Annotated in this window: 17 protein-coding genes; 8 read left to right on the top strand and 9 right to left on the bottom strand. The window is 60.8% G+C overall.

The genetic code is table 11. The features are described 5' to 3' along the window. Nucleotides 1-220 precede the first annotated feature (220 nt). From ISN39_RS16220 to ISN39_RS16190, 7 genes are all read right to left on the bottom strand, one after another. Complete coding sequence (locus ISN39_RS16220; RefSeq protein ID WP_246763242.1) at nt 221-1342, bottom strand: VWA domain-containing protein; 1122 nt, start codon at nt 1340-1342, stop codon at nt 221-223. A 448-nt stretch (nt 1343-1790) separates the two neighbouring features. Further along, nucleotides 1791-2678 (bottom strand): transglutaminase family protein, encoded by an 888-nt coding sequence (locus tag ISN39_RS16215; protein ID WP_074069676.1) that lies wholly within the window; start codon nt 2676-2678, stop codon nt 1791-1793. Continuing rightward, nucleotides 2675-5095 (bottom strand): circularly permuted type 2 ATP-grasp protein, encoded by a 2421-nt coding sequence (locus tag ISN39_RS16210; protein WP_194728198.1) that lies wholly within the window; start codon nt 5093-5095, stop codon nt 2675-2677. Before ISN39_RS16210 ends, ISN39_RS16215 begins: the two co-directional genes overlap by 4 nt. A 14-nt stretch (nt 5096-5109) precedes the next feature. Next, entirely contained in the window at nt 5110-8433 is a 3324-nt protein-coding gene (locus ISN39_RS16205) for a transglutaminase family protein (protein WP_194728197.1), read from the bottom strand. 110 nt (nt 8434-8543) lie between these two features. Next, entirely contained in the window at nt 8544-9926 is a 1383-nt protein-coding gene (locus ISN39_RS16200) for a sensor histidine kinase (protein WP_194728196.1), read from the bottom strand. After that, nucleotides 9923-10600 (bottom strand): response regulator transcription factor, encoded by a 678-nt coding sequence (locus ISN39_RS16195; protein ID WP_039846099.1) that lies wholly within the window; start codon nt 10598-10600, stop codon nt 9923-9925. Before ISN39_RS16195 ends, ISN39_RS16200 begins: the two co-directional genes overlap by 4 nt. Before the next feature lie 115 nt (nt 10601-10715). Then, nucleotides 10716-12584 (bottom strand): tetratricopeptide repeat protein, encoded by a 1869-nt coding sequence (locus tag ISN39_RS16190; RefSeq protein WP_194728195.1) that lies wholly within the window; start codon nt 12582-12584, stop codon nt 10716-10718. A 140-nt stretch (nt 12585-12724) separates the two neighbouring features. On the opposite strand from ISN39_RS16190, the gene ISN39_RS16185 reads away from it, so the two are divergent. From ISN39_RS16185 to ISN39_RS16165, 5 genes are all read left to right on the top strand, one after another. Continuing rightward, nucleotides 12725-13771, top strand: coding sequence for an ABC transporter substrate-binding protein (locus ISN39_RS16185; protein WP_074070431.1), 1047 nt, complete (start codon nt 12725-12727; stop codon nt 13769-13771). Between the two features lie 309 nt (nt 13772-14080). Next, on the top strand, nt 14081-15025 hold the full coding sequence (locus ISN39_RS16180) for a tripartite tricarboxylate transporter substrate binding protein (protein ID WP_074069670.1): 945 nt from the start codon (nt 14081-14083) through the stop codon (nt 15023-15025). After that, the gene (locus tag ISN39_RS16175; protein WP_022715865.1) at nt 15022-15513 is read left to right on the top strand and encodes a tripartite tricarboxylate transporter TctB family protein; all 492 of its coding nucleotides are present in this window, start codon (nt 15022-15024) and stop codon (nt 15511-15513) included. The genes ISN39_RS16180 and ISN39_RS16175 overlap by 4 nt, the downstream gene beginning before the upstream one ends. An 11-nt stretch (nt 15514-15524) precedes the next feature. Next, nucleotides 15525-17042 (top strand): tripartite tricarboxylate transporter permease, encoded by a 1518-nt coding sequence (locus tag ISN39_RS16170; protein WP_039846994.1) that lies wholly within the window; start codon nt 15525-15527, stop codon nt 17040-17042. Nucleotides 17043-17201: 159 nt separating this feature from the next. Then, the gene (locus ISN39_RS16165) at nt 17202-17372 is read left to right on the top strand and encodes a hypothetical protein (RefSeq protein ID WP_166677317.1); all 171 of its coding nucleotides are present in this window, start codon (nt 17202-17204) and stop codon (nt 17370-17372) included. Between the two features lie 104 nt (nt 17373-17476). Here the strand turns inward: ISN39_RS16165 and ISN39_RS16160 are convergent, their stop codons facing one another. Then, entirely contained in the window at nt 17477-18595 is a 1119-nt protein-coding gene (locus tag ISN39_RS16160) for a DUF475 domain-containing protein (RefSeq protein WP_194728194.1), read from the bottom strand. A gap of 405 nt (nt 18596-19000) precedes the next feature. Between ISN39_RS16160 and ISN39_RS16155 the strand changes: the two genes are divergently transcribed. Both ISN39_RS16155 and ISN39_RS16150 read left to right on the top strand, forming a co-directional pair. Then, nucleotides 19001-19237: a hypothetical protein gene (locus ISN39_RS16155; RefSeq protein WP_074069668.1), complete on the top strand. Its 237-nt coding sequence runs from the start codon at nt 19001-19003 to the stop codon at nt 19235-19237. Between the two features lie 71 nt (nt 19238-19308). Then, entirely contained in the window at nt 19309-19491 is a 183-nt protein-coding gene (locus ISN39_RS16150; RefSeq protein WP_074069667.1) for a hypothetical protein, read from the top strand. A 40-nt stretch (nt 19492-19531) separates the two neighbouring features. On the opposite strand, the gene ISN39_RS16145 is transcribed toward ISN39_RS16150, so the two are convergent. Next, on the bottom strand, nt 19532-20050 hold the full coding sequence (locus ISN39_RS16145; RefSeq protein ID WP_194728193.1) for an MgtC/SapB family protein: 519 nt from the start codon (nt 20048-20050) through the stop codon (nt 19532-19534). Between the two features lie 149 nt (nt 20051-20199). On the opposite strand from ISN39_RS16145, the gene ISN39_RS16140 reads away from it, so the two are divergent. Then, on the top strand, nt 20200-20898 hold the full coding sequence (locus ISN39_RS16140) for a hypothetical protein (protein WP_194728192.1): 699 nt from the start codon (nt 20200-20202) through the stop codon (nt 20896-20898). Nucleotides 20899-20901: the final 3 nt, after the last annotated feature.

Genomic DNA, 20901 nt, shown 5'->3' with positions numbered 1-20901 from the left:
TTTGCACGCACGCCGGTCACGGCAGTTTATGCATCGTTACCAAGCACTTGCAACAAGGGATTTAGCGAAAGCAAAAATTTGCGAAACCGTCGTGTTCACCTGCATAAGGGACTTGATTTCAATTGGTTTTCCCGGTCTGATGCGCGAGATTAGCCCTAAACGAAAAGCCGCCCCGGTTTGTTCCGGAGCGGCTTTTCCTTGAAAGGATGAGCGCCGAATTTTATTGGGTCAGGCGTATGCTCTGTTTGGCGGCCGATGAGCCGATTATCTTAAAGGCCGCGACGAGCGAGGCCATGTTCTCGGCTGCGAAATAGGTTGAAGAGCTCGTCGCGCAGTAGCTTAGCAGCGCCTTGCCGCGATCGGGAGCCATGAACGCAACCGTATAGACCGTGATATTTTTGTCGCGCGCCAAGTCGCACGATTTTTTGGTTTCAGTATCGGCTGACGTGTAATTGTTGTTGCCGTCCGTCATGAAGACAATGTATTTGTCGGGTGTCAGGCCGTTCTTGTTCAAGTGCGCTGTATTCTCGGCCGGGTCGATAATCTTGTCATATGCCGTCTTAAAGGCATCGCTTGAATCTGTCCCGCCTGTCGCGGTCAGAGCGTGGACGTAGGTTGACACGGCAGACGTTCCCCAGGCCAGATTCAACGCCGACTGCATTTGGTCATTGTAAGAGACACTGCCCGTGCGGACGTATTGCAGATTAGGATCGGCGGTATTCAACTGGGTCAGCAGGTTCGAAACGGCCAGCTTCAATGCCTCGATCTTGGTGTAGTAGTCCGTAACGGTTCGATCGCAGGTCTTTGGGTTCTTTCTCGAGCCACAGTTGTAACTTTCCGTGTACGTATGCGAGGTCGTAGTATCCTCGGCCATCGAGCCCGAACGGTCGAGCACGAGATACATCGAGAGCGAGCTCTTTGTGACGGTGTTTTCGGTGCTGCTCTCTGTCTTGGACAATGAGCCGATTTCCGTGCTTTCCTTGCCCAAGATGCGCATCAGCGCGCTATTGCCCATGTTGTAGGCAGTTTTGACCTCAACTTTGTAAGTCTTGCCGCCCGAACCGGATGCGGTTTCTGTGACAACAACAGACATTGCATCCTTTAGGGCCGCGATGGTGTCGGAATCGTCAATGTAGTTTGACATCTGGCCGATGACAAAGTTCTTGGCAAGCTCCTTGGCACCGTTCACATCGACCTTTTCGGCGACGAGCGCGGAGGCTGCAGCCAGCGCAGCCGAATCGGAGGCTTCCTGCAACTGACGTTGCGAAAGCATCATGTTGGATACATCGACGGCGAGCCCGGCGGCGCCAATCGCGACTGGCATCAAAATCGCCGTCATCATGGCGAAATTGCCGGAACGATCGCGTAAGGCGCGCGTAATGTTGGCGCGCAGAAAAGATATGGGAGACATCATGTCACCTGCAGCAAGAGAGGGTTTATGCTGTTTCCATATCTACAGCGCGGTTGTTACCACAGGTCTTAAGGTAATCGTTAAAATTGCAGATACCTTGCGATTTCGGGACATGATTTACTGCGTTTGCCGGATAACCTTCTCGCCAAGAGGACAGCTGGCGCTTTTGCGCATTAACGTCTGTGGCGGCGGGTTCTGCGTCAGTCCTACACACTTACCGTCGCCATCGGCTCATTCCGGCACAGAGGCCAGGAAGACATGCGGATGCTTCCGCCAAGGTCGGTTGATTTCGGGATTCAGGCAGTCAAAAAGATATGAGACAGGGTTTGTCTTGCTGGTCGCGAGGCTCCAGGAAGCAGCGGCTATTCCTGTCTTCCGATCACTTGATGGGAATGACGTCGACGGCCTGCACGGCGCGATGGCCGCCGTAGCTTTTCAGGACGCCGATGACAGGGGCGACGTCGGAATAGTCGCGGCCATAGGCGACGACGATGTGGTCGGTGCCGGCGGGCATGTCGTTGGTCGGGTCGAGTTCGATCCAGCCCAGGGTTTCACCGCACCAGACACGGACCCAGGCATGCATGGCGTCAGCGCCTTCGAGCCTTTCCTTGCCGGGTGGTGGGATCGTCCGCAGGAAGCCGGAGACATAGCCTGCCGGGATGCCGAGGCTGCGGAGCGCCAGGATCATCACATGGACGAAATCCTGGCAGACGCCGCGCTTCAGGGTGAAAGCGTCGAGAGCTGTGGAATCTACCGTCGTTGCTTCCGTATCGTAGGTGAAATCCTTGTTGATGCGGGTGCACAAGGCATTGGCGATCTGCAGCACGGTAAGGCCGGGCGGCGCGCAGTCCCGGGCATAGTCCGAAATGGCGCGGGTTTCCGTGAGACGAGGGCTGCTGGCGAGGAAATGATGCGGAGAGTCAGGCTCCAGCGACCAGACGCCGGCGACCTCCTTCGGCAGGCGGTCGAGATCCGGCGAGAAATCGGCGGCGATCGAACGGCTATCGACCTGCACGCGGGCCTGCATGCGGATATCCAACGTCTCGTGCGGCGACCGCAGCAGGATGGATGTTGCCGGATGGAGGAAGAAATCGGTGAAATGCGATTGCTCGTCCGGCGACGGAGATATGGTAATCGAGCCTGCGACCAGCCGCTGCCGGTCGGGCAGCGAAAGCGGCATCAGCCGAATGATGTGACGCGCGCCGGAAGCCGGAGTGTCGTAGGTGTATCCCATGTGCAGGGTGAGGTCGTAGAGCACGGCGGTCACCCGAGGTAGGTCTGGGCGAGAAGGTCGGACAGCTGCTCGAGCTCGCGTTCAAACTTCTTGTAGAACTCGCCGGTCATCGTTTCCGGCGTCATGACGGCGAGGCCGGAATGCAGGCGCATGGCCTCGCGGTAGAATGGCGACATCTGGCCGTTGACGAAGGCGTTCGGCAGCTGCTCGACCTCGCGATGGATCTCGTTCATCTGGAAGAGAACCGAACGTGGGTTTAGCGGGTCGAGCGCCAGAAGGTCCGTGACGGTCAGGCGGGCGGTGTTGACGTTGTACCGGCGGCGGTGGGTCATGACGCTATCGCCGATTTCGAGCAGCATATCCAGCGCGCCATCAGGGGCATCGGGGCCGGACATGTGGCCGAGAAGACGCGTCATGTGCAGGCCGCGCTCGATATAGCGACCGAGCGAGAGGAAGCGCCATCCGGTGAAGCGATACATGTTTTCATGCACGAGACCTGCGAAGCCCGCGAGCTTGCGCAGCAGGATCGTCATGGCATGGCTGGCGTCGTCGCCCGCTGCAACGCTGACATGGAAGCGGTGCGCGGTCTTGGCTAGGTCGTTCAGGGCCAGCCAGCCATCCGGCGAGAACCGGTCGCGGATATTACTGGCGGAATAGACGGCGCTGTCGATGTTGCGCAGCAGCGTTTCGGGCACGGCTTCCTCCGTGCCGATGTCGACGGCAGCGAGATATTCCGAAACATCGGCAAGCAGCGGCTGACTCGGATCGGCAGCTTCGGCGTAACGGGCGTGCCAGGCGCGAAGGATGCGCAGCGCTCCTTCGGCGCGCTCGATATAGCGGCCGAGCCAGAAGAGATTGTCGGCCGCCCGACTTGGCAGGCTGCCCGACATGTTGCGGGTGAAGCTTCCTTCGGCAGGCAGAAGGGTATGGCGCTCGACCGGCTTGTCGCTGACGATCCAGACGTCTGCCGCCGCGCCGCCCGACTGCATGGCGATCGCAGCGGCGTCATCGCCGGCGCCGATGCGGGCAAAGCCGCCCGGCATGATCTGCCAGCCATTCGCCGTGCGAGCGGCGAAGACGCGAAGCGACATCGGCCGCGGCGTCAGCTTTCCGTCTACCCAGGCCGGCGTCGTCGACAGCGTGACGACTTCCTGGCCGACGAGTTTCGGGCCGTCGGAGTTCAGCCAGTCGGTGATCGAATCCTTTGCCGTTGCGCGCAGCGACGAGCCGAGGACGGACTCGCCGCTATCGTCGAAGAAGGGAGCGCGCGAATAGGCGGGACCGATCACCATCTTCTCGATGTTCGTCGCGACGTGTTCGCGCTCCTCCTTCTGCCCGCACCACCAAGTGGCGATCGACGGCAGGTACAGTTTTTCGCCAAGCAGGCGGCGACAGATCGTCGGCATGAAAGCGAGCAAGGCGCGCGTCTCGAGGATGCCGGTTCCGAGAGCATTGACGATCGTCACCGATTCAGCACGCAGTGCCTCGACCAGACCGGGGGTGCCGATATGCGAATTCTGGTTCAGCTCCAGCGGATCGGCATAGGCGGAATCGAGGCGCCGCCAGAGGACGCCGATCGGCTTCAGGCCGGCCACCGTGCGAACCATGACGCGGCCGTTGACCACCGTCAGATCTTCGCCTTCGAGCAGCATGAAGCCGAGATAGCGGGCGATATAGGCGTGTTCATAGTAGGTTTCGTTTGCCGGTCCGGGGGTCAGAACGCCGATGCGATCGTCGCCGGAATGTTTCATCGTCTGCAACGCATCGCGGAAGGCGCCGAAGAAGGAGGCGAGACGGTGAACCGGGGTTTCGGCATAGATATCGGAGAAGGCGCGCGTCGTGGCAACGCGGCTTTCAAGCGCGAAGCCTGCACCTGACGGCGCCTGTGTACGGTCGGCCAGAACCCACCAGTTTCCGTCCGGGCCGCGGCCAATCTCGAAGGCGCAGAAATGCAGGTAGTGGCCGGTCGCCGGCTTTACGCCTGCAAGCGGGCGTTGGAATTCCGGGTTGGCGGCGATCAGGCCAGGTGGCAGGAAGCCGTCGTCGACCAGCTTGTTGTCGCCATAGATATCGGCAACGATCGCCTCAAGCAGATCGGCGCGCTGCACCAGGCCGGCGGAAAGCGCCTGCCATTCGCGCTCGTCGATCAGGACCGGGATATGCGACAGCGGCCAGGAGCGCTCGCCGGTGCCCTTGCTGCCATAGGCGCGGTAGAATACGCCGGCATCGCGCAGATAGCGGTCGGCTCGGGCGAAGCGCTCGGTCAGTTCCTTCTCGGGAATTGCCCCGAAGCCCGCAAGAAAGCGCTGCCAGACCGGGCGGATGGCGCCGTTGTTATCGACCATCTCGTCGGCAATGCCGGGCAGGGGCGCATAGCCGAACGCCGCATCGTTGCCGCCGCGGCTTGGAACCTCGTCCCTACGTTTCTCCATTGCCGGTTTCTTGCCCATTAAAACCTAGCTCGTCAAATGCCTGCCGGCCTGCGGAGATCCAGCGTCAGCGGGAATTCCGGCGAACCGATCTCGGCGCGCGGAATGAAGCCGCCCGCCGTATGTCCCCACGGTTCGAATCGGGAGAGCCGCCTTGCTTCCGCTTCGTTGCCGTTTACCGGGAAGGTGTCATAGTTGCGCCCGCCCGGATGGGCAACATGATAGATGCAGCCGCCGATCGAACGCTTCGACCATGTATCATAAATGTCAAATGTCAGCGGCGTATTCACCGGCAGGACCGGATGCAGGCCCGAGGCCGGCTGCCACGCCTTGAAGCGGACGCCGGCGACGGACACGCCGGACGTCCCTGTCGGTGTCAGCGGCACCGTTCGGCCGTTGCAGGTGACGGTGTAGCGCGAGGAATTACTGGTTTCGAGGCGAACCTGAAGTCGTTCGACCGAGCTATCGACATATCGAACGGTGCCGCCAATCGCGCCTTCCTCGCCCATGACGTGCCAGGGTTCGAGCGCCTGGCGAAGCTCGAGTTTCGAGCCCTCGTATTCCACTTCGCCGCAGAAGGGGAAGCGGAATTCGAGTTGTGCCTTGAACCACTCCGGGCTGACCTCGAAGCCGTTTTCTTTGAGATCGGCAAGCACATCCAGGAAATCGGCCCAGACGAAATGCGGCAGCATGAAGCGATCGTGCAGGGAAGTGCCCCAGCGCACGAACTTGCCGTCGGCGGGATTTTTCCAGAAGCGGGCAATGAGGGCGCGGACCATCAATTGCTGAGCGAGCGACATGCGCGCATTCGGGGGCATTTCGAAGCCGCGGAACTCTACGAGACCGAGACGTCCGGTCGGCCCATCCGGCGAAAACAGCTTGTCGATGCAGATTTCCGCACGGTGGGTGTTGCCCGTCACGTCGATCAGGAGATTGCGGAACAGGCGGTCGGTCAGCCAGGGAAGCGGCGACAGGCCGCGGCCGGGTGCGGGCACCTGGGCGAGGGCGATTTCCAACTCGTACAGGCTGTCGTGCCTGGCCTCGTCGATGCGCGGCGCCTGGCTGGTCGGTCCGATGAACATGCCGGAGAAGAGATAGGAGAGCGAGGGATGGCGCTGCCAATGCAGCACGAGGCTCTTCAAGAGGTCGGGCCGGCGCAGGAACGGGCTGTCGTTCGGATTGGCGCCGCCGACGACGACATGGTTGCCGCCGCCCGTGCCCGTGTGACGGCCGTCGATCATGAACTTGTCGGCGCCGAGACGCGTCACCCGCGCTTCTTCGTAGATCGCGGTGGTGATTGCGACGCAATCCTGCCAGTTCGAGGCGGGGTGGATATTCACCTCGATGACGCCTGGATCCGGTGCGACACGAATGACATTGATGCGCTCGTCCTGAGGCGGCGAATAGCCCTCGATATGGACGGCAAGCCCAAGTTCGGCCGCTGCGTTTTCGGCGGCTGCGATGAGTTCGAGATAGTCTTCAATGCGCTCGACGGGCGGCATGAAGACGCAAAGCCGGCCGTCGCGCGGCTCGACCGATATCGCCGTGCGAACCGCGCCGCCGATTTCGCCGAGCGTCTGTTCCACACGGCTCTGGCCGCTCTCGTCGCGCTGGAAGGAGGCCTCCGGCATGGCGCGGCCGGCGGGCACGAAAACTTCGGGCAGGGGCTGGCGCGGGATCGATGGGTCGGCGATGTGGATATAGGGATATTGCGATGGCGGCACGTAAGGGAGCGTACCAAGCGGCAGACGGTATCCGACAGGGCTGTCGCCTGGGACGAGGAAAATCTTGCCGCGCCGGGTCTGCCATTTCTCGCTGATCCAGCGGTGCCCTGAAGCCTGAGCATTCCAGGCTTGAACGGGAAGGATATAACCTGTCGGAACCGTCAGGCCACGTTCGAAAACGCGGGCGATGCGGTTGCGTTCTTCCGGATCCTTCAGCTTGGAGTTCGACGGATCGACATTTTCGGGAAGGCTTCCCTCCTTGACGATCCACTCGGCGGGATCCTCATAGGCCGGCAGCACCATATCAGGCGTAATCGCCAGCTCGCGCGCGATGCCGGTGAGCAGCCGCTCGGCGTCTTCCGCCTTGGCGACGGTGTCAGCGCCTTCTACTGCGATCAAATCCGGATTCTGCCAGATCGGCTTTCCGTCCTTGCGCCAGTAGAGTGAGAAGGTCCAGCGCGGCAGGCTTTCGCCGGGATACCACTTGCCCTGTCCGTAATGCAGGAAGCCGCCCGGGGCGAAGCGCTGGCGCAGCCTGCGGATCAGGCTGTCGGCTTTCTCCCGCTTGGTCGGGCCTACGGCGGCGGTATTCCACTCTTCGGATTCGAAATCGTCGATCGACACGAAAGTGGGCTCGCCGCCCATCGTTAAGCGCACATCTTCTGCTTTGAGGATACGATCCACTTTTTTGCCAAGTGCGTCGAGCTCGTTCCAGCTCTCCTCGGAGAAGGGCTTGGTGATGCGCGGATGTTCGGCGACACGGGCGACCTTCATGTCGAAGGCGAACTCGGTATTGGCTTCGCCGAAATAGCCGCCGGAGATCGGGGCGGCGTTGCTATAATGCGGGGTTGCGGCGAGCGGGATGTGGCTTTCGCCGGTGAGCAGCCCGGATGTCGGATCGAGGCCGACCCAGCCGGCGCCGGGTAGATAGACTTCGGCCCAGGCATGCAGGTCGGTGAAATCGACCTCCGTACCGGAGGGGCCGTCAAGGGCCTTCAGGTCGGGCGTCAACTGAATGAGGTAGCCGGAGACGAAGCGGGCGGCGAGGCCAAGGTGACGGAGAACCTGAACGAGCAGCCAACTCGTATCACGGCAGGAGCCTCTGGCGCTTTCAAGCGTGTCTTCCGGCGTCTGGACGCCGGCCTCCATGCGGATGACATAGCCGATCTGCTGCTGCAGGCGGGCGTTGAGGCCGACGATCATGTCAACGGTCGGCTGGCCCGGCGAATAGTCGAGCGTTTCGAGGAAAGCCTTGAGCCGCGGGCCGGGGACCTCCGGTTTCATGTAGATCGAGAGGTCTTCCTGGATCGTCTGCGGATAGTCGAAGGGCCATTTGGTGGCCTCTTCTTCGACGAAGAAGTCGAAGGGGTTGTAGACCGTCATGTCGGCGACGAGATCGACCTCGATCTTGAATTCGGTCACCGGGTCGGGAAAGACATAGCGGGCAAGATAATTCCCGTAGGGGTCCTGCTGCAGGTTCACGAAATGGTTCGACGGCGTGACCTTCAGCGAATGACTGAGCACGTGCGTTTTTGAATGCGAGGCGGGCTTGAGGCGGATGACCTGCGGCCCAAGGCGGACCGGCCTGTCGTATTTGTAGTGCGTCAGATGATAGATACTGGCTTTGATCGACATATTTTGCCTTGTCCGACGCCACATCGTTATGCGGCATTTGCTGTTCCCGACGCGATAGTGTGCAATGCAACGAAAGAAAGCAAGGCGGAAAGGTTAACGCCGCGAAGCCTTTACGACACTTTTGCAAAGGCGACGGCGGCTTTGAGCCCCTTGCCGCTGGTCGCAGGCGCGAGCGTGAGCGTCGCATTGAAAAGATTGGCGATTTCCTCGACGATTGGGAGGCCGAGGCCGGCGCCCGGCGCCTCGGAGTCGTTGCCGCGCGAAAAGCGGCGGCGCACGGCGTCGAGCTTTTCCGGCGCGATACCGGGACCATTGTCTTCAACCTCGAGGCGTACGGTTTCGCCATCCTGCGCAATCCGCACGGTAACCTCGGCGCTCTTGCCGGCATATGCGATGGCGTTGCCCGCAAGATTGCGCAGCAGCTCGCCGATCAGCAGGGGTTCGGCGCGGATCATCGCATGTCCATCCCCCTCAAAGCCGAGATCGATACCGGCCTCCGCGGCTTGAGGGATCAGTTCGCCGGTAATCTCCTGGGCGATGGCGGCGATGTCGATCGTCGAGGCCGCCAGGGCCTCCTTGGCTGTTGCGGCGTCGATTTTTGCCATCAGCAGCAGCTGGGCGAGAATGCGTTCGGCGTGCGCGACGGCCTGGTCGCCTTTCAAGGCCGAGTCCTGCGCTTCAGGCAGCGTTGCGGCGCGGGCGGAAAGCGCGAGCTGAGTTCGGATGATGGCAAGCGGTGTGCGTAATTGATGGCTGGCATTGCCGGTGAAATTCCGGAGCGCGTCAAGGGCTGACTGCAGGCGCACCATGAAGCTGTTCACCGTATCCACCAGTGGCTGCACCTCGCTCGGTACCGATTGCTCGATCGGATGCAAGTCGTCCGGGCTGCGCTCGCCGATCGCGTCCCGGAGCTTGTAGAGCGGGCGGAGCGCGACCGTGACCGAGATCCAGACGATCACGGCTGCACCGGCGATCATGAAGGCAAGGCGGACAGCCGAACGGAAAAGGATCGCGCGTGCCAGCTGACGGCGGGCGATCGTCGTTTCCGCGACGGTGACAACAAACGGAACCGAGCGGATGCCGGTTGAGGCGGAGCGCTCCAGCGTCGCGACGCGGATCGGCTCGCCGCGGAAAATATCGTCTGCGAAGACGGCTGCGTCGCCCTTGGTTTCCTTGAGAACCGGAAGCGCCTGGTAGCCGGTAATGAATTTGCCGGGCGGACCATCGACGCGGTAGAACACCCGGTCCTGAGCGGCCGATGTCAGCATTTCCAGCGCGACATAGGGAATGTCGACTTCCAGAGCGCCGTCCTCTGCCACGACGACGCGCTCGGCAATGGCGAGCGCCGAACCGGCAAGCACACGGTCTGAAACAATGTTCGAGGTCTCGACCGCCTCCCGGTATGTGTCGGCGAGCGCCAGCGTGCCGATGATGGCGGTGGAGATCAGCAGCCAGAAAAGCAGCCGGCGCCTCAGCGAATAGGCGGCTTTCATGAGGCCTCGGGAAGCTTGTCGAGATAGTAGCCGATGCCGCGCGCGGTCTTCACGGTCAATCCATGCGGTGCCAGGCGCTTGCGCAGCCGGCTGACATATTGCTCGATCGCATTGGTGGAAATGTCATCGTCGAAGGCCGTCAACGACTGGGTGATTGCCTCTTTGGACACGACTTTGCCGGCACGCATGAAGAGGATTTCAAGCAGTCCGACTTCGCGAGCGGGAATATCAAGCTGCATATTGCCGGCGGAAAAGGTGCGGGACTTGAGGTCGAAGGACACGCAGCCGTACATCACCGTCGCCGAATGCAGGCCCGCCTGGCGCCGGAGCAGCACGCGCACGCGCGCCTCGAATTCGGTAATGTCGAACGGCTTGATAAGGTAATCGTCGGCGCCGAGGTCGAGGCCTCTGACCCGCTCCTCCGGCGCTCCGCGTGCAGTCAGAATTAGGACGGCCGCCTGGTTCTGCCGGGCGCGCATGCTGCGCAACACGTCCAGCCCGTCCATCTCGGGCAGGTTGAGGTCGAGGATCACGAGATCAAAATTTTCTGCCGCGATGACTGCATTGGCGGATGCGCCGTCGTGGACGACATCGACGGCATGCCCCGTACCGCGCAAGATCGCGGACAGGCCGTCGGCCAGCGCGATATTGTCTTCGGTAAGGAGAATGCGCACGGGTGGTTTCCTGTTGTTCAACAAAGAAGATTACAGCCCGTGAATGGGGATGTCATCAGCGGCAAAAGAAAACCCGGCGTCATTCAAGCAACGCGAGTTTGGCGCCTCAATTGCTCTATTCAGCGACCTCCCGGGGTTGCTCCTCCTGCGCTGCCAGCAGGAGTTTCTGGAAGCGCTGGTCGCTGCGGATGTTATCCAGATCGGAGTCGTTATCGAACCATTTGATGTGGTAGACCGAGCTTCGCGGCATCAGCCTCTCCAGAATATCAATCGCTTCGTCCACGTCGCCGAGGACGGAGTAGACGCAAGCGAGATTGTATTGCGCAACGATGTCGTCGGGATCGATCGCGATGGCGCGGGCGGCCCAATCCCTTGCCCTCGCCCTGTCTCCGAGATGCGCCAGCGCCAGGGCGCCGCGATGGGCCGGTCCTGAATTTTCCGGACTGAGATTCAGTGCGCGTTCCGCTCGCAGCAGCCCGAGCTTGGCCCAGTTTTCCGTATCCGACATGCGGCCGAGCGAGCGGTGGGCGCTCATCAAATGAATGGGTGAGACATAGTCGTCCGTGCGGATGTGCGCCGCGCGCGTGAAGTAGCGGACGGCGTTGGCGAAATCGCCGCGCATGAAGAAGAATCGCGCATAGTGGAAGTTCGCTTCATAAAGATTGGGTTCAAGTGCAAGTGCCCGCTCGAAGGCTGCAATGGCCTGCTGATCCTGGCCGTTCTGATGCAAGGCCAGACCTCGGGAGGCATGGGCCTCCGCGAGATCAGGATCGAGTTCGAGGGCGCGGGCGCTCATCTGCAGGATGTTTTCGAGAGGGACATTTTCAGGGTCCCAATCGCGTATGGCCGCATCGCAATCGGCAATACCCGCATAGGCGCGCGCATAATCAGGATCCAGCTCGACAGCCTTGCAGAACATCCTGCGGGCAAGCTGCAGATACGACTTCGTCCAGGTGTGCGATAGCTGGCGGCCTCGCAGGTAGTAGGTATAGGCCTCGATATTGGCCGTGGGTTCGGCGGCGATGGCCTTCTTCTCGGCCGGCAGGAGCCGGATCTTGAGCTGGCCGACGATCGAATTGGTGATCTCGTCCTGGATCGCGAAGATATCGGTGAGATTCCGGTCGTAGCGATCGGCCCACAGATGGTCGCCGTTCGCCGTATCGATGAGATGGCCGGATATGCGCACACGCGCGCCGGCGATGCGGACGCTACCCTGGAGAATGTATCGCACGCCAAGTTCGTGGGCGAGCTGCTTTACCTTCAGCGAACTCCCTTTGTAGGTGAAGACAGTGTGCCGCGGCACGACGTGCAGGCTCGATATCTTGGAGAGGTCGGTAATGATGTCTTCCGTGATGCCGTCCGCGAAATACTCCTGCTCGGGATCGCCGCTCATGTTGGTGAAAGGCAGAACGGCAATAAAGCAGGTATTGCGGGTTTGGTCGTCCGACGCACCGGCCGTTGCAGAAGGCGGATCGAGGAGAACCGTGAACACCGACACAGTCTGCTTGATGTTCTTCAGAGATTGCTCACCTTGGAACTCGAAACCGATATTGAGGCGCGTGCCGACCTGATCGCGAACCGAGCCGGAAACGACAATGCCACCCGCCGAAGCAAGGCGCTCGAGCCGAGCTGCGACGTTTACGCCGTCGCCGAAGACGTCGTCGTTCTCGATGACAACATCGCCGAGATTGATGCCGATCCGCAATTCGATGCGCTGATCCTGCGGGACGCCTTTGTTGCGCACAGCCATCTCGCGCTGGATTTCGACAGCGCAGGCGACAGCGTTTACCACACTTTGGAATTCCGCGAGCATTCCGTCGCCGGTCAGCTTGAAGATGCGCCCTTTGTAGTCGGAGATCCTGACATCGATCAGTTCGCAGCGGTGGCGGTTGAGCGCCTGCAGGGTACCGGTCTCGTCGATACCCATCAGACGGCTATAACCCACCACGTCGGCAGCGAGTATGGCACTCAGCCGTCGTTCCAATATCCCCTCCATACGGTTGTCTAAATTAGCTTAGCGTCTTTTAATGCTCTTGTCGCGTTGCGAGACAGCGCCCGCAATTACTCGTCCTTGCCCGCTGAAGCGTGGTGATGCATTCTGCCCTCATGAGGAGACTTCTTGTTCTGCTGCTTCTGCTCTGTCCCGGTTTTGCAGCCGCGGATCAGGCCTTTTATCCCGCGAAATCCGGCAAGGCTGATGCGCGGGTGCTGACGGTTTATTCCTCGCTCGACGAGCCTCTCGCCCAGCCGATGATCCATGGCTTTCAGGAAGCCAATCCGGATGTCGCCGTGCGTTATGAAGACATGCTGACGGGCGAGATCTATGACCGGATCGTGCGGGAGACGGATGCCGGGAAGAAAACGGCGGATTTCGCCTTTTCATCAGCGATGGACCTGCAGGTCAAGCTCTCCAACGACGGCTATGCGCAGGTCAGCAATCTGCCGATGAGCGGACAATGGCCGAAATGGGCAAACTGGCGCAACACGGCCTATGCACTCACCTTCGAGCCGGCCGTCTTCGTCTATCACAAGCCGAGCTTCTTGCATGAACCGGTGCCAAGTTCACGGGCGGAATTCGTCGATTACCTGAAGCGCAAAGGCAACGCGGTTTACGGCCGCATCGGCACCTATGACATCGAACGCTCCGGCGTCGGCTTTCTGTTCATGGCGCGCGACCAGGAGCAGTTCGGGGACATCTGGTCGGTGATCCGGGCGATGGGGGCTGCGGGCGTCAAGCTCTATTCGACGAGTTCGGCGATCCTGGAGAGGGTAGCCGACGGGCGCTTCGTGCTCGGCTACAACATTCTCGGCTCCTATGCGGCGGACTGGGCGTCGCGGCACCCCGATGTCGGCATCGTGCTGCCGAAGGATTATACAGTCGTGATGTCGCGCATCGGGCTGGTGCCGCAGGCTGCCGCGGAGCCGGAACTCGGGCGGCAATATCTCACCTTCTTCATGTCGAAGGAAGGACAGACGATCATGGCCCGAAAACTCCAGATCCCGGCGGTCAGCCCCGAGGTTGCGGGCGAGAATACGGCCAACACCATGCAGGAGCTTCTCGGCGCCCAGCTCAGGCCCGTTCCGGTCAGCCCGGGCCTGATGGTCTATCTCGACCAGGTCAAGCGCGCGCGGCTGATCGCCCATTGGAACGAGGTGCTGCGGACACAATAGGTGGGATAGCCTTCGCACCTACCTGCTTTATTGGAGCGGATTTGGGATGCACGCCACCGGCATAACCGGGCGCTCATGCTTGAATTACGGCAAAAAAGTGTCCTTGGTGCTGGATATCCTGCCGATGTCAGCTAAATGACAGCTTGATGTGGTGCGGTTCTGGTACTTCTCTTCGTGGAGGCGGAGAGTAGACGTTTCGGGAGGAGTCTCCGTCGCTATTGCGGACCATCAATGTCCGCTGCCCGGCAACGCTTCTCGATTCCCTTGAGAACAATACGCGGCGCTCACCGCGATCACGGAGGACACATCGTGAAGCATACTTTCCTTGCTACGCTTTTCGCAGCCGCTATCGCGCTGCCGGCCTATTCGGCCGACTACACCATCATGGCCCCTGCCGCACCCGGCGGCGGTTGGGATCAGACGGCCCGCTCGCTGCAGACCGTCATGCAGAAGGAAGGCATCTCTGGCAATGTTCAGGTTCAGAACGTTCCAGGCGCCGGCGGCACCATCGGTCTGGCGCAGTTCGCCAGCCAGAATAGCGGCAATCCGAACGCCCTGATCGTTGGCGGCTATGTCATGGTCGGCGCGATTCTCACCAACCAGTCACCTGTCACGCTGAAGGACGTCACACCGATCGCTCGCCTGACCGGCGAGTATGAGGCCATCGTCGTTCCGGCATCGTCCGACATCAAGACGATGGGTGACCTCGTTGCCAAGCTGAAGGCTGATCCGGGTTCGGTGTCCTGGGGTGGCGGCTCGGCCGGCGGTACCGACCACATCGCGGTCGGTCTCATCGCGAAGGCCTCCGGCGTCGATCCGACGAAGATCAACTATGTCGCCTTCTCGGGCGGCGGTGAGGCGCTTGCCGCTATTCTCGGCGGACAGGTGACGGCCGGCATTTCAGGCTATGGCGAGTTCGAATCGCAGGTGAAGGCCGGGCAGCTCCGCCTGCTCGCCGTCTCGAGCGATAAGCGCATTGACGGTGTCGACGCTCCGACGCTGAAGGAATCTGGCGTCGATGTCAGCGTGCAGAACTGGCGGATGGTCGCCGCCGCTCCCGGCCTGACGCCTGAGCAGACGGCTGCCGTCACCGCTGATTTCGACAAGCTTTCCAAGTCGGCAGGCTGGCAGGAAATCCTAAAGACGAAGGGCTGGGCCGACACATACCTCGCAGGCGATGCCTTCAAGGCGCAGCTCGAGAAGGACGTCTCCGCAACCGAAGGCATCCTCAAAGAGATCGGGCTTGTTAAATGAGCAGGGGCAACGCACCCTTGGCAACGAAGCGCCGCCCGGATTGGGCGGCGCTGATCATTGCTATCTGTCTTTTCGTCGTTGCGGCCGTCATGCTTTGGGACGCCACGCATATGAGAGCGATCGCCCAATATGCTCGCATCGGCCCGGCTACCGCGCCCAAGGTCGTGGCGTTCGGGTTGATCGGCCTCGGCATCTGGACCGTCTTCGAGGCGTTGCGCAATGAGTTTCCCGAGCGGGAACATCAGGAAGTCGCTCCCGTCATCTGGATTGTTGCCGGTCTTGCAGCGCAAATGCTGCTTCTGAAGACGGCCGGCTTCTCGATTGCCACAGGCATTCTCTTTGCCTTCACGGCGCGCGGCTTTGGGCGTCGCAAGCTCTGGCTTTCGATCCCGGCGGGTATCGTCTTCAGCTTCGTCGTCTGGATCATTTTCTCGCAGCTGCTGCAGCTTACGCTGCCTGCCGGACCCTTCGAGAGACTCTTCTTCTAGGATTGGATGCGATGAGCACCTTCGAATTCCTCTTCCAGGGCATCCTGGTCGCCATGCAGCCGATGAACCTTCTTTATGCGTTCGTCGGTGTCACGCTTGGCACCGCGGTCGGCGTTCTGCCGGGCATCGGCCCGGCGCTGACCGTTGCCCTTCTTCTCCCCGTCACCTACAAGCTCGACCCGGCCGGTTCGCTGATCATGTTTGCCGGTATCTACTACGGCGGCATGTATGGCGGCTCGACGACCTCCATCCTGCTCAATACGCCGGGTGAAAGCGCCTCGATCGTGACTGCGCTCGAGGGTAACAAGATGGCGCGCGCGGGTCGCGGCGGTCCGGCGCTGGCGACAGCGGCGATCGGTTCGTTCGTGGCCGGCCTCATAGCCACGCTCGGCCTTGCCTTCATCGCGCCCTACATCGTCAAACTGGCGCTGATCTTCGGGCCGCGTGAATATTTCGCTCTGATGATACTCGCCTTCGTGACCGTTTCGTCCGCTTTCGGCGATTCGGCGCTTCGCGGGCTGACGTCGCTTTTCATCGGCTTTGCGCTGGCGATGGTCGGCATCGATCAGCAGACCGGCCAGGCACGTCTTTCCTTCGGCATTCCGGATCTTCTGGACGGCATCGAAGTGACCACGCTTGCGGTTGCCATGTTCGCGATCGGGGAGACGCTCTATATCGCAGCCCAAGGCAATCGCGGCGAGGACAAGGTCGAAGCGGTCAAGGGTTCTCTTTGGATGACGGCCCAGGATTGGGGCCGCTCCTGGAAGGCATGGCTGCGTGGTACCTTGATCGGCTTCCCGATCGGTGCAATGCCGGCTGGCGGTGCCGAAATCGGCACGTTCCTCTCTTACGCGACCGAGAAACGCCTGGCGAAGAACCCCGAAGAATTCGGTCACGGTGCGATCGAAGGCGTAGCAGGCCCGGAGGCGGCAAACAACGCATCGGCAGCCGGTACGCTGGTGCCGCTCCTGACGCTCGGCCTGCCGACGACGGCGACGGCGGCGATCATGCTCGCCGGCTTCCAGCAATACGGCCTGCAACCCGGTCCGCTGCTGTTTGCGAACAATCCGCAGCTCGTATGGGGCCTGATCGCCAGCCTGCTCATCGCCAATGCCATGCTGCTGGTTCTGAACCTGCCGCTGATCGGGCTTTGGGTCCGCCTGCTGACGATCCCGAAGCCCTGGCTTTATGCCGGCATCCTGCTGTTTGCGACGCTTGGTACCATCGGCGCCAATCCCTCGGTGTTCGAGCTCGGCATGCTGCTCGCGTTTGGCGTACTTGGCTATATCATGCGGCTCTTCGGCTATCCGATCGCCCCGGTGGTTGTCGGCTTGATTCTCGGGCCGCTTGCCGAACAGCAGCTCCGCCGGGCGCTCGCCATCAGCCAGGGCGATGTGACGACGCTTGTCACGTCGCCGATCGCAGCCGGGTTGCTGATCGTTGCGGCTGCGGCCTTCATCATCCCGTTGATCTTGAGAATACGCGGCCGCGGCGAAGTTCTTTCGCAACTTGCTGCAAGCGAAGACTAAAGAAGAATAATACTGCTCGAACCCTTTCTTGCGGCCGGCCCTGAAACATGGGCCGGCCGCTTGTTTTTGCATGGCAGGCCTGAAATCCCATCACTTGTGGAAAATGCTGCAGCGCATCATATATGAGATGTCAATAATGAAGCCAAAGCGAGAAAGACAATGTCCTCCTACAGCAAGTCCATTCGGGAAGGTTTCTTCGGCCGTGCCTTCGCAGTCATCGGCGCCGCAAATGCTGTAAGCGCTGCATTCGAAGCGGGTCGCCGTCCGAAGCCCCGGGACCTCAAGGTTCTCGGTATCGCACCGGACGCCTTCGACCATTTCGGGCGTTAATTTCCCGATACATCACGCATGAAACAGCCCGCAACCGGTTGGTCGCGGGCTTTATTTTTGTCCGTCAGGCCGCAACGCATGCAAACGCTGCGGCTTCGGAAATGTCAGGCCTCCAGCCGCTCGCGGGCAGGTGAATGGACTTCGGCCTGCGCCTTCGCTGCTTTCGCACGGGCTTCCTTCCGCTTGTTGTGGCGGATCGAGGACCAGAGCGAAACACCGATGAGCGCTGCACCGCCGAGACCGGTGACCACTTCCGGAATGTGGAAGAGGGTCTGGACGTACATGATGATCGCAAGGATCAGGATCGCGTAAAACGCGCCGTGCTCCAGGTAGCGGTAATGCGTCAGCGTTCCGTTTTCGACGAGCATGATCGTCATCGAGCGTACATACATCGCGCCGATGCCCAGACCGATGGCGATGATGAAAAGGTTCTGCGTCAGGGCGAAGGCGCCAATGACGCCGTCGAACGAGAAGCTTGCATCCAGAACCTCAAGATAGATGAATGCGCCAAGCCCACCGCGTGCCGCTTCTGCCATGGCCTTTTGCGAGGCGTCCAGCAGTGCGCCAATGACTTCGACCACCAGGAATGTGACAAGGCCGTAGATCGCGCTGTAGACGAAGGTCGTCGATTCTTGGCCTTCAAGCAATGAAGCGAAAGTGAGGATCAATAAGAGAACGAAGGCGATTTCGATGCCTTTGACCGTGGCACCGCGCGACATCAGTTTTTCAACAGAGACAATCCAATGGACGTCCTTCTCAGGGTCGAAGAAGTAAGAAAGGCCGACCATCAGAAGAAAGGTCCCGCCGAAGGCGGCGATTGGCAGATGGGCTTCGTTCATGATGCGCGCATATTCAGCCGGTTGCCGTGCGGCGAGGATCACGGCGTCGATCGGGCCGATACTTGCGGCTATCGCCACGATTGCCAGCGGAAAGACGATGCGCATGCCGAAGACGGCAATGATAATGCCCCAGGTCAGGAACCGATGCTGCCAGACAGGCGTCATTTCCTTGAGCTTGTTGGCGTTTACGATCGCGTTGTCGAAGGAGAGGGAAATCTCCAGCACGGCCAGAACCGTGCAGATAAAGAAGATAGTCGCCATGCCGCTGATCGTGCCGGTTGACTGCCAGCCCAGCAAAGCGCCGAGCGCCAGGCCAACGGCCGTGATGATGAAAGCCCAGCGGAAATAGCCGAGCGTGGATTGATGGCTGATGGGTTGCTTCATGGCCGCACCTCTTTGATGCGGACATCGTTCTTGAAGGATGATGTGAGTGAAAAACGCGGCATATCGTAAGGGATATGCGCGCGAGGCATTGTGAGCTTTTTCATCGAGTGAAAATCCGCCGGCTATTTGCAGGCGGTACCGACATCACGAGAGCGCCGTAAAAACTCTCGCCAGAGGGGCCCGGCACCAGTGTTTGTCCGGCAGCCGATGCTTTTGCACGGGGGGCAACCATGCGCATCGTTTTGGCCGCGGACAGCCTTCTAGGTAGTCAACCTGTGGCGCCAGTCAAGGCGGCCGCAGTCTGCGCCGAAGCTTTTCTTTGGAACCATGCAGTCGCCCGCCCGTTAGGCTCTGGTTGAGCAATGGAACGCCATTGCCGGCGCGATAAAAAAGGAGGGACCACGAATGCAGACTTCGACCCATTCTCCCGACAAGCGTACGGAAGCGGCAGACCGCATGAAGCGGGCAAAGCCGAACCGCATGCAGAAGGTGCAGGTGCTGCCGCCGCACCATGTCGATCTGACGCTGCCGCAGACGCCGATGGACGACATTCACGTTCCGGCTCATGTGACCGGCGGCGATCTTTCAAAAGGCGGTCCAGACCTTGCAGCGTCCAAAGGCCGCAAACGGCGCGCCGAATGATTTTTCAGGCGGCGCGGGAACCGACGTCGGGGCTTTTGCATTTAAGGCCCGGACAAAGATGTGAGGACTCCATGACGACTGATCTCGTGCCGCAGGACATCTATCTGAAACACGAAAACGAGTGGCAGGCCCTCAAAGAGGCCTCCGAGAACGGCATTGATATCCAGAAGCGCGAAACGGCATCCGGAATTATTGCTCATGGCGAAACGAGCGCGCCTGGAGACAAGGACAGTTCAAGAGGGAAGACTGGCTAATTCTCATCGCCGATAGCGCGCCCGGCATACCGGGCGTTTTTTATGAGTCGGCATCGTCTTCGGGTGGCGGCTGCTTTCCGGAATTCCGCTCCAGGCGCTGCTCCATCTTACCCAGAGCAAAGAGCACGCAGACTGCTGCCGCCGTCGCGAAGAAGGCAACCGGCCAATAGCCGAAGCCCATGGCAAGGCCGATCGCGCCTGAGAGCCACATGCCTGCTCCCGTCGTCAGGCCCTTCACCCTGCCTCTGGAAAAGACGATCATGCCCGCGGCCAGAAACGCGACGCCCGCCGTCACGGCCTCGATGACGCGCAGCGGGTCGATGCGGACCTGCTGATCGTTGGCAAAGCCCGGCATATGCACGGATTCGATGGAAATGATGCCGAAAAGCGCTGCCGCAAGACTCACCAGAATATGGGTCCGCAGACCCGCTGCATGGTTTTGCGCCTCGCGTTCGAAGCCGATGATGCCGCCCAGCACAATCGCGCCGATGAGCCGGGCAAAGATCACCGGGTAATGAATACGGGATTCAGGGAAAATGTCGGCAAAAACGATATCCATGGAAAAGGCGCTCCCTTCGGTGAACATTTCTTCGCGGGGCTAACGTCTTCTGTGGCTCTTTGTTCGTCCGCTTCGACGTTGCGGCTCCATGCCAACCTTTCGGAAAGGATTGGGAGGCGATAATCGGCCCATCACGGGATTCGGACCAGATGGCTAGAACTGCAACTCGCGGCCGCCGCCGCAAATCATCCGCAAAATCGAAGGGCAGGGGCCATGGTGGAGCCTTGCCCTGGCTCTTCGCCGGTGTCGTTGCCGTAGGCAGTATCGCGCTTTACGACAACTGGAAGAGCGTGCGCCCGATTCTTGCCTCACGGGCGCCGGACACAGCCGCGATTACCGCTGCAATCAAGGCGGATTCGCCGAAAGCGGCTGTCGCCAAGAGCGCGCCGAGGCAGGCCATTGCTTCGCAGCCGCAGCGTCCCGTGCCGCCCGAAGCCGTTCCTGTTCCTGCCGCGCAGCCTGTGAAGCTCTCCTCAACGGCGACCTCACCCGCCGGCCCGCAAAACGCGCGCGCCGCCTTCGGCTATTGTGGGCAGGGGGAGCATATGAACTGCGTCGGAGACGGTGGGATATTCTGGTACAAGGGCGAGAAGATCCTGGTCGCGGACATGGTAGTGCCCGATGTCGGCGCCGCGCGTTGCGAAGGCGAGCGGAGGATCGGCTTTGCCGCAAAATCGAGGCTGCTCAAATTTCTGAATGCCGGGCCCTTCATCATGAACGCTGCCGGCAAGCCTGCCAGTTCCGGTGCGCCGCACGTGATTTCGCGCGGCGGCCGCTCCTTGGGCACTCAACTGATTACCGAGGGTCTTGCCCGCAAGCCTGGCGCCGCCGGTGGGTGGTGCGCCTGAGGT

It is taken from the genome of Rhizobium sp. 007, from assembly GCF_015353075.1.
In the GTDB taxonomy this organism is placed as follows: domain Bacteria; phylum Pseudomonadota; class Alphaproteobacteria; order Rhizobiales; family Rhizobiaceae; genus Rhizobium.
The sequence above is the reverse complement of the archived record's forward strand: the minus strand, read 5'-3'. Positions and strand labels throughout refer to the sequence as shown.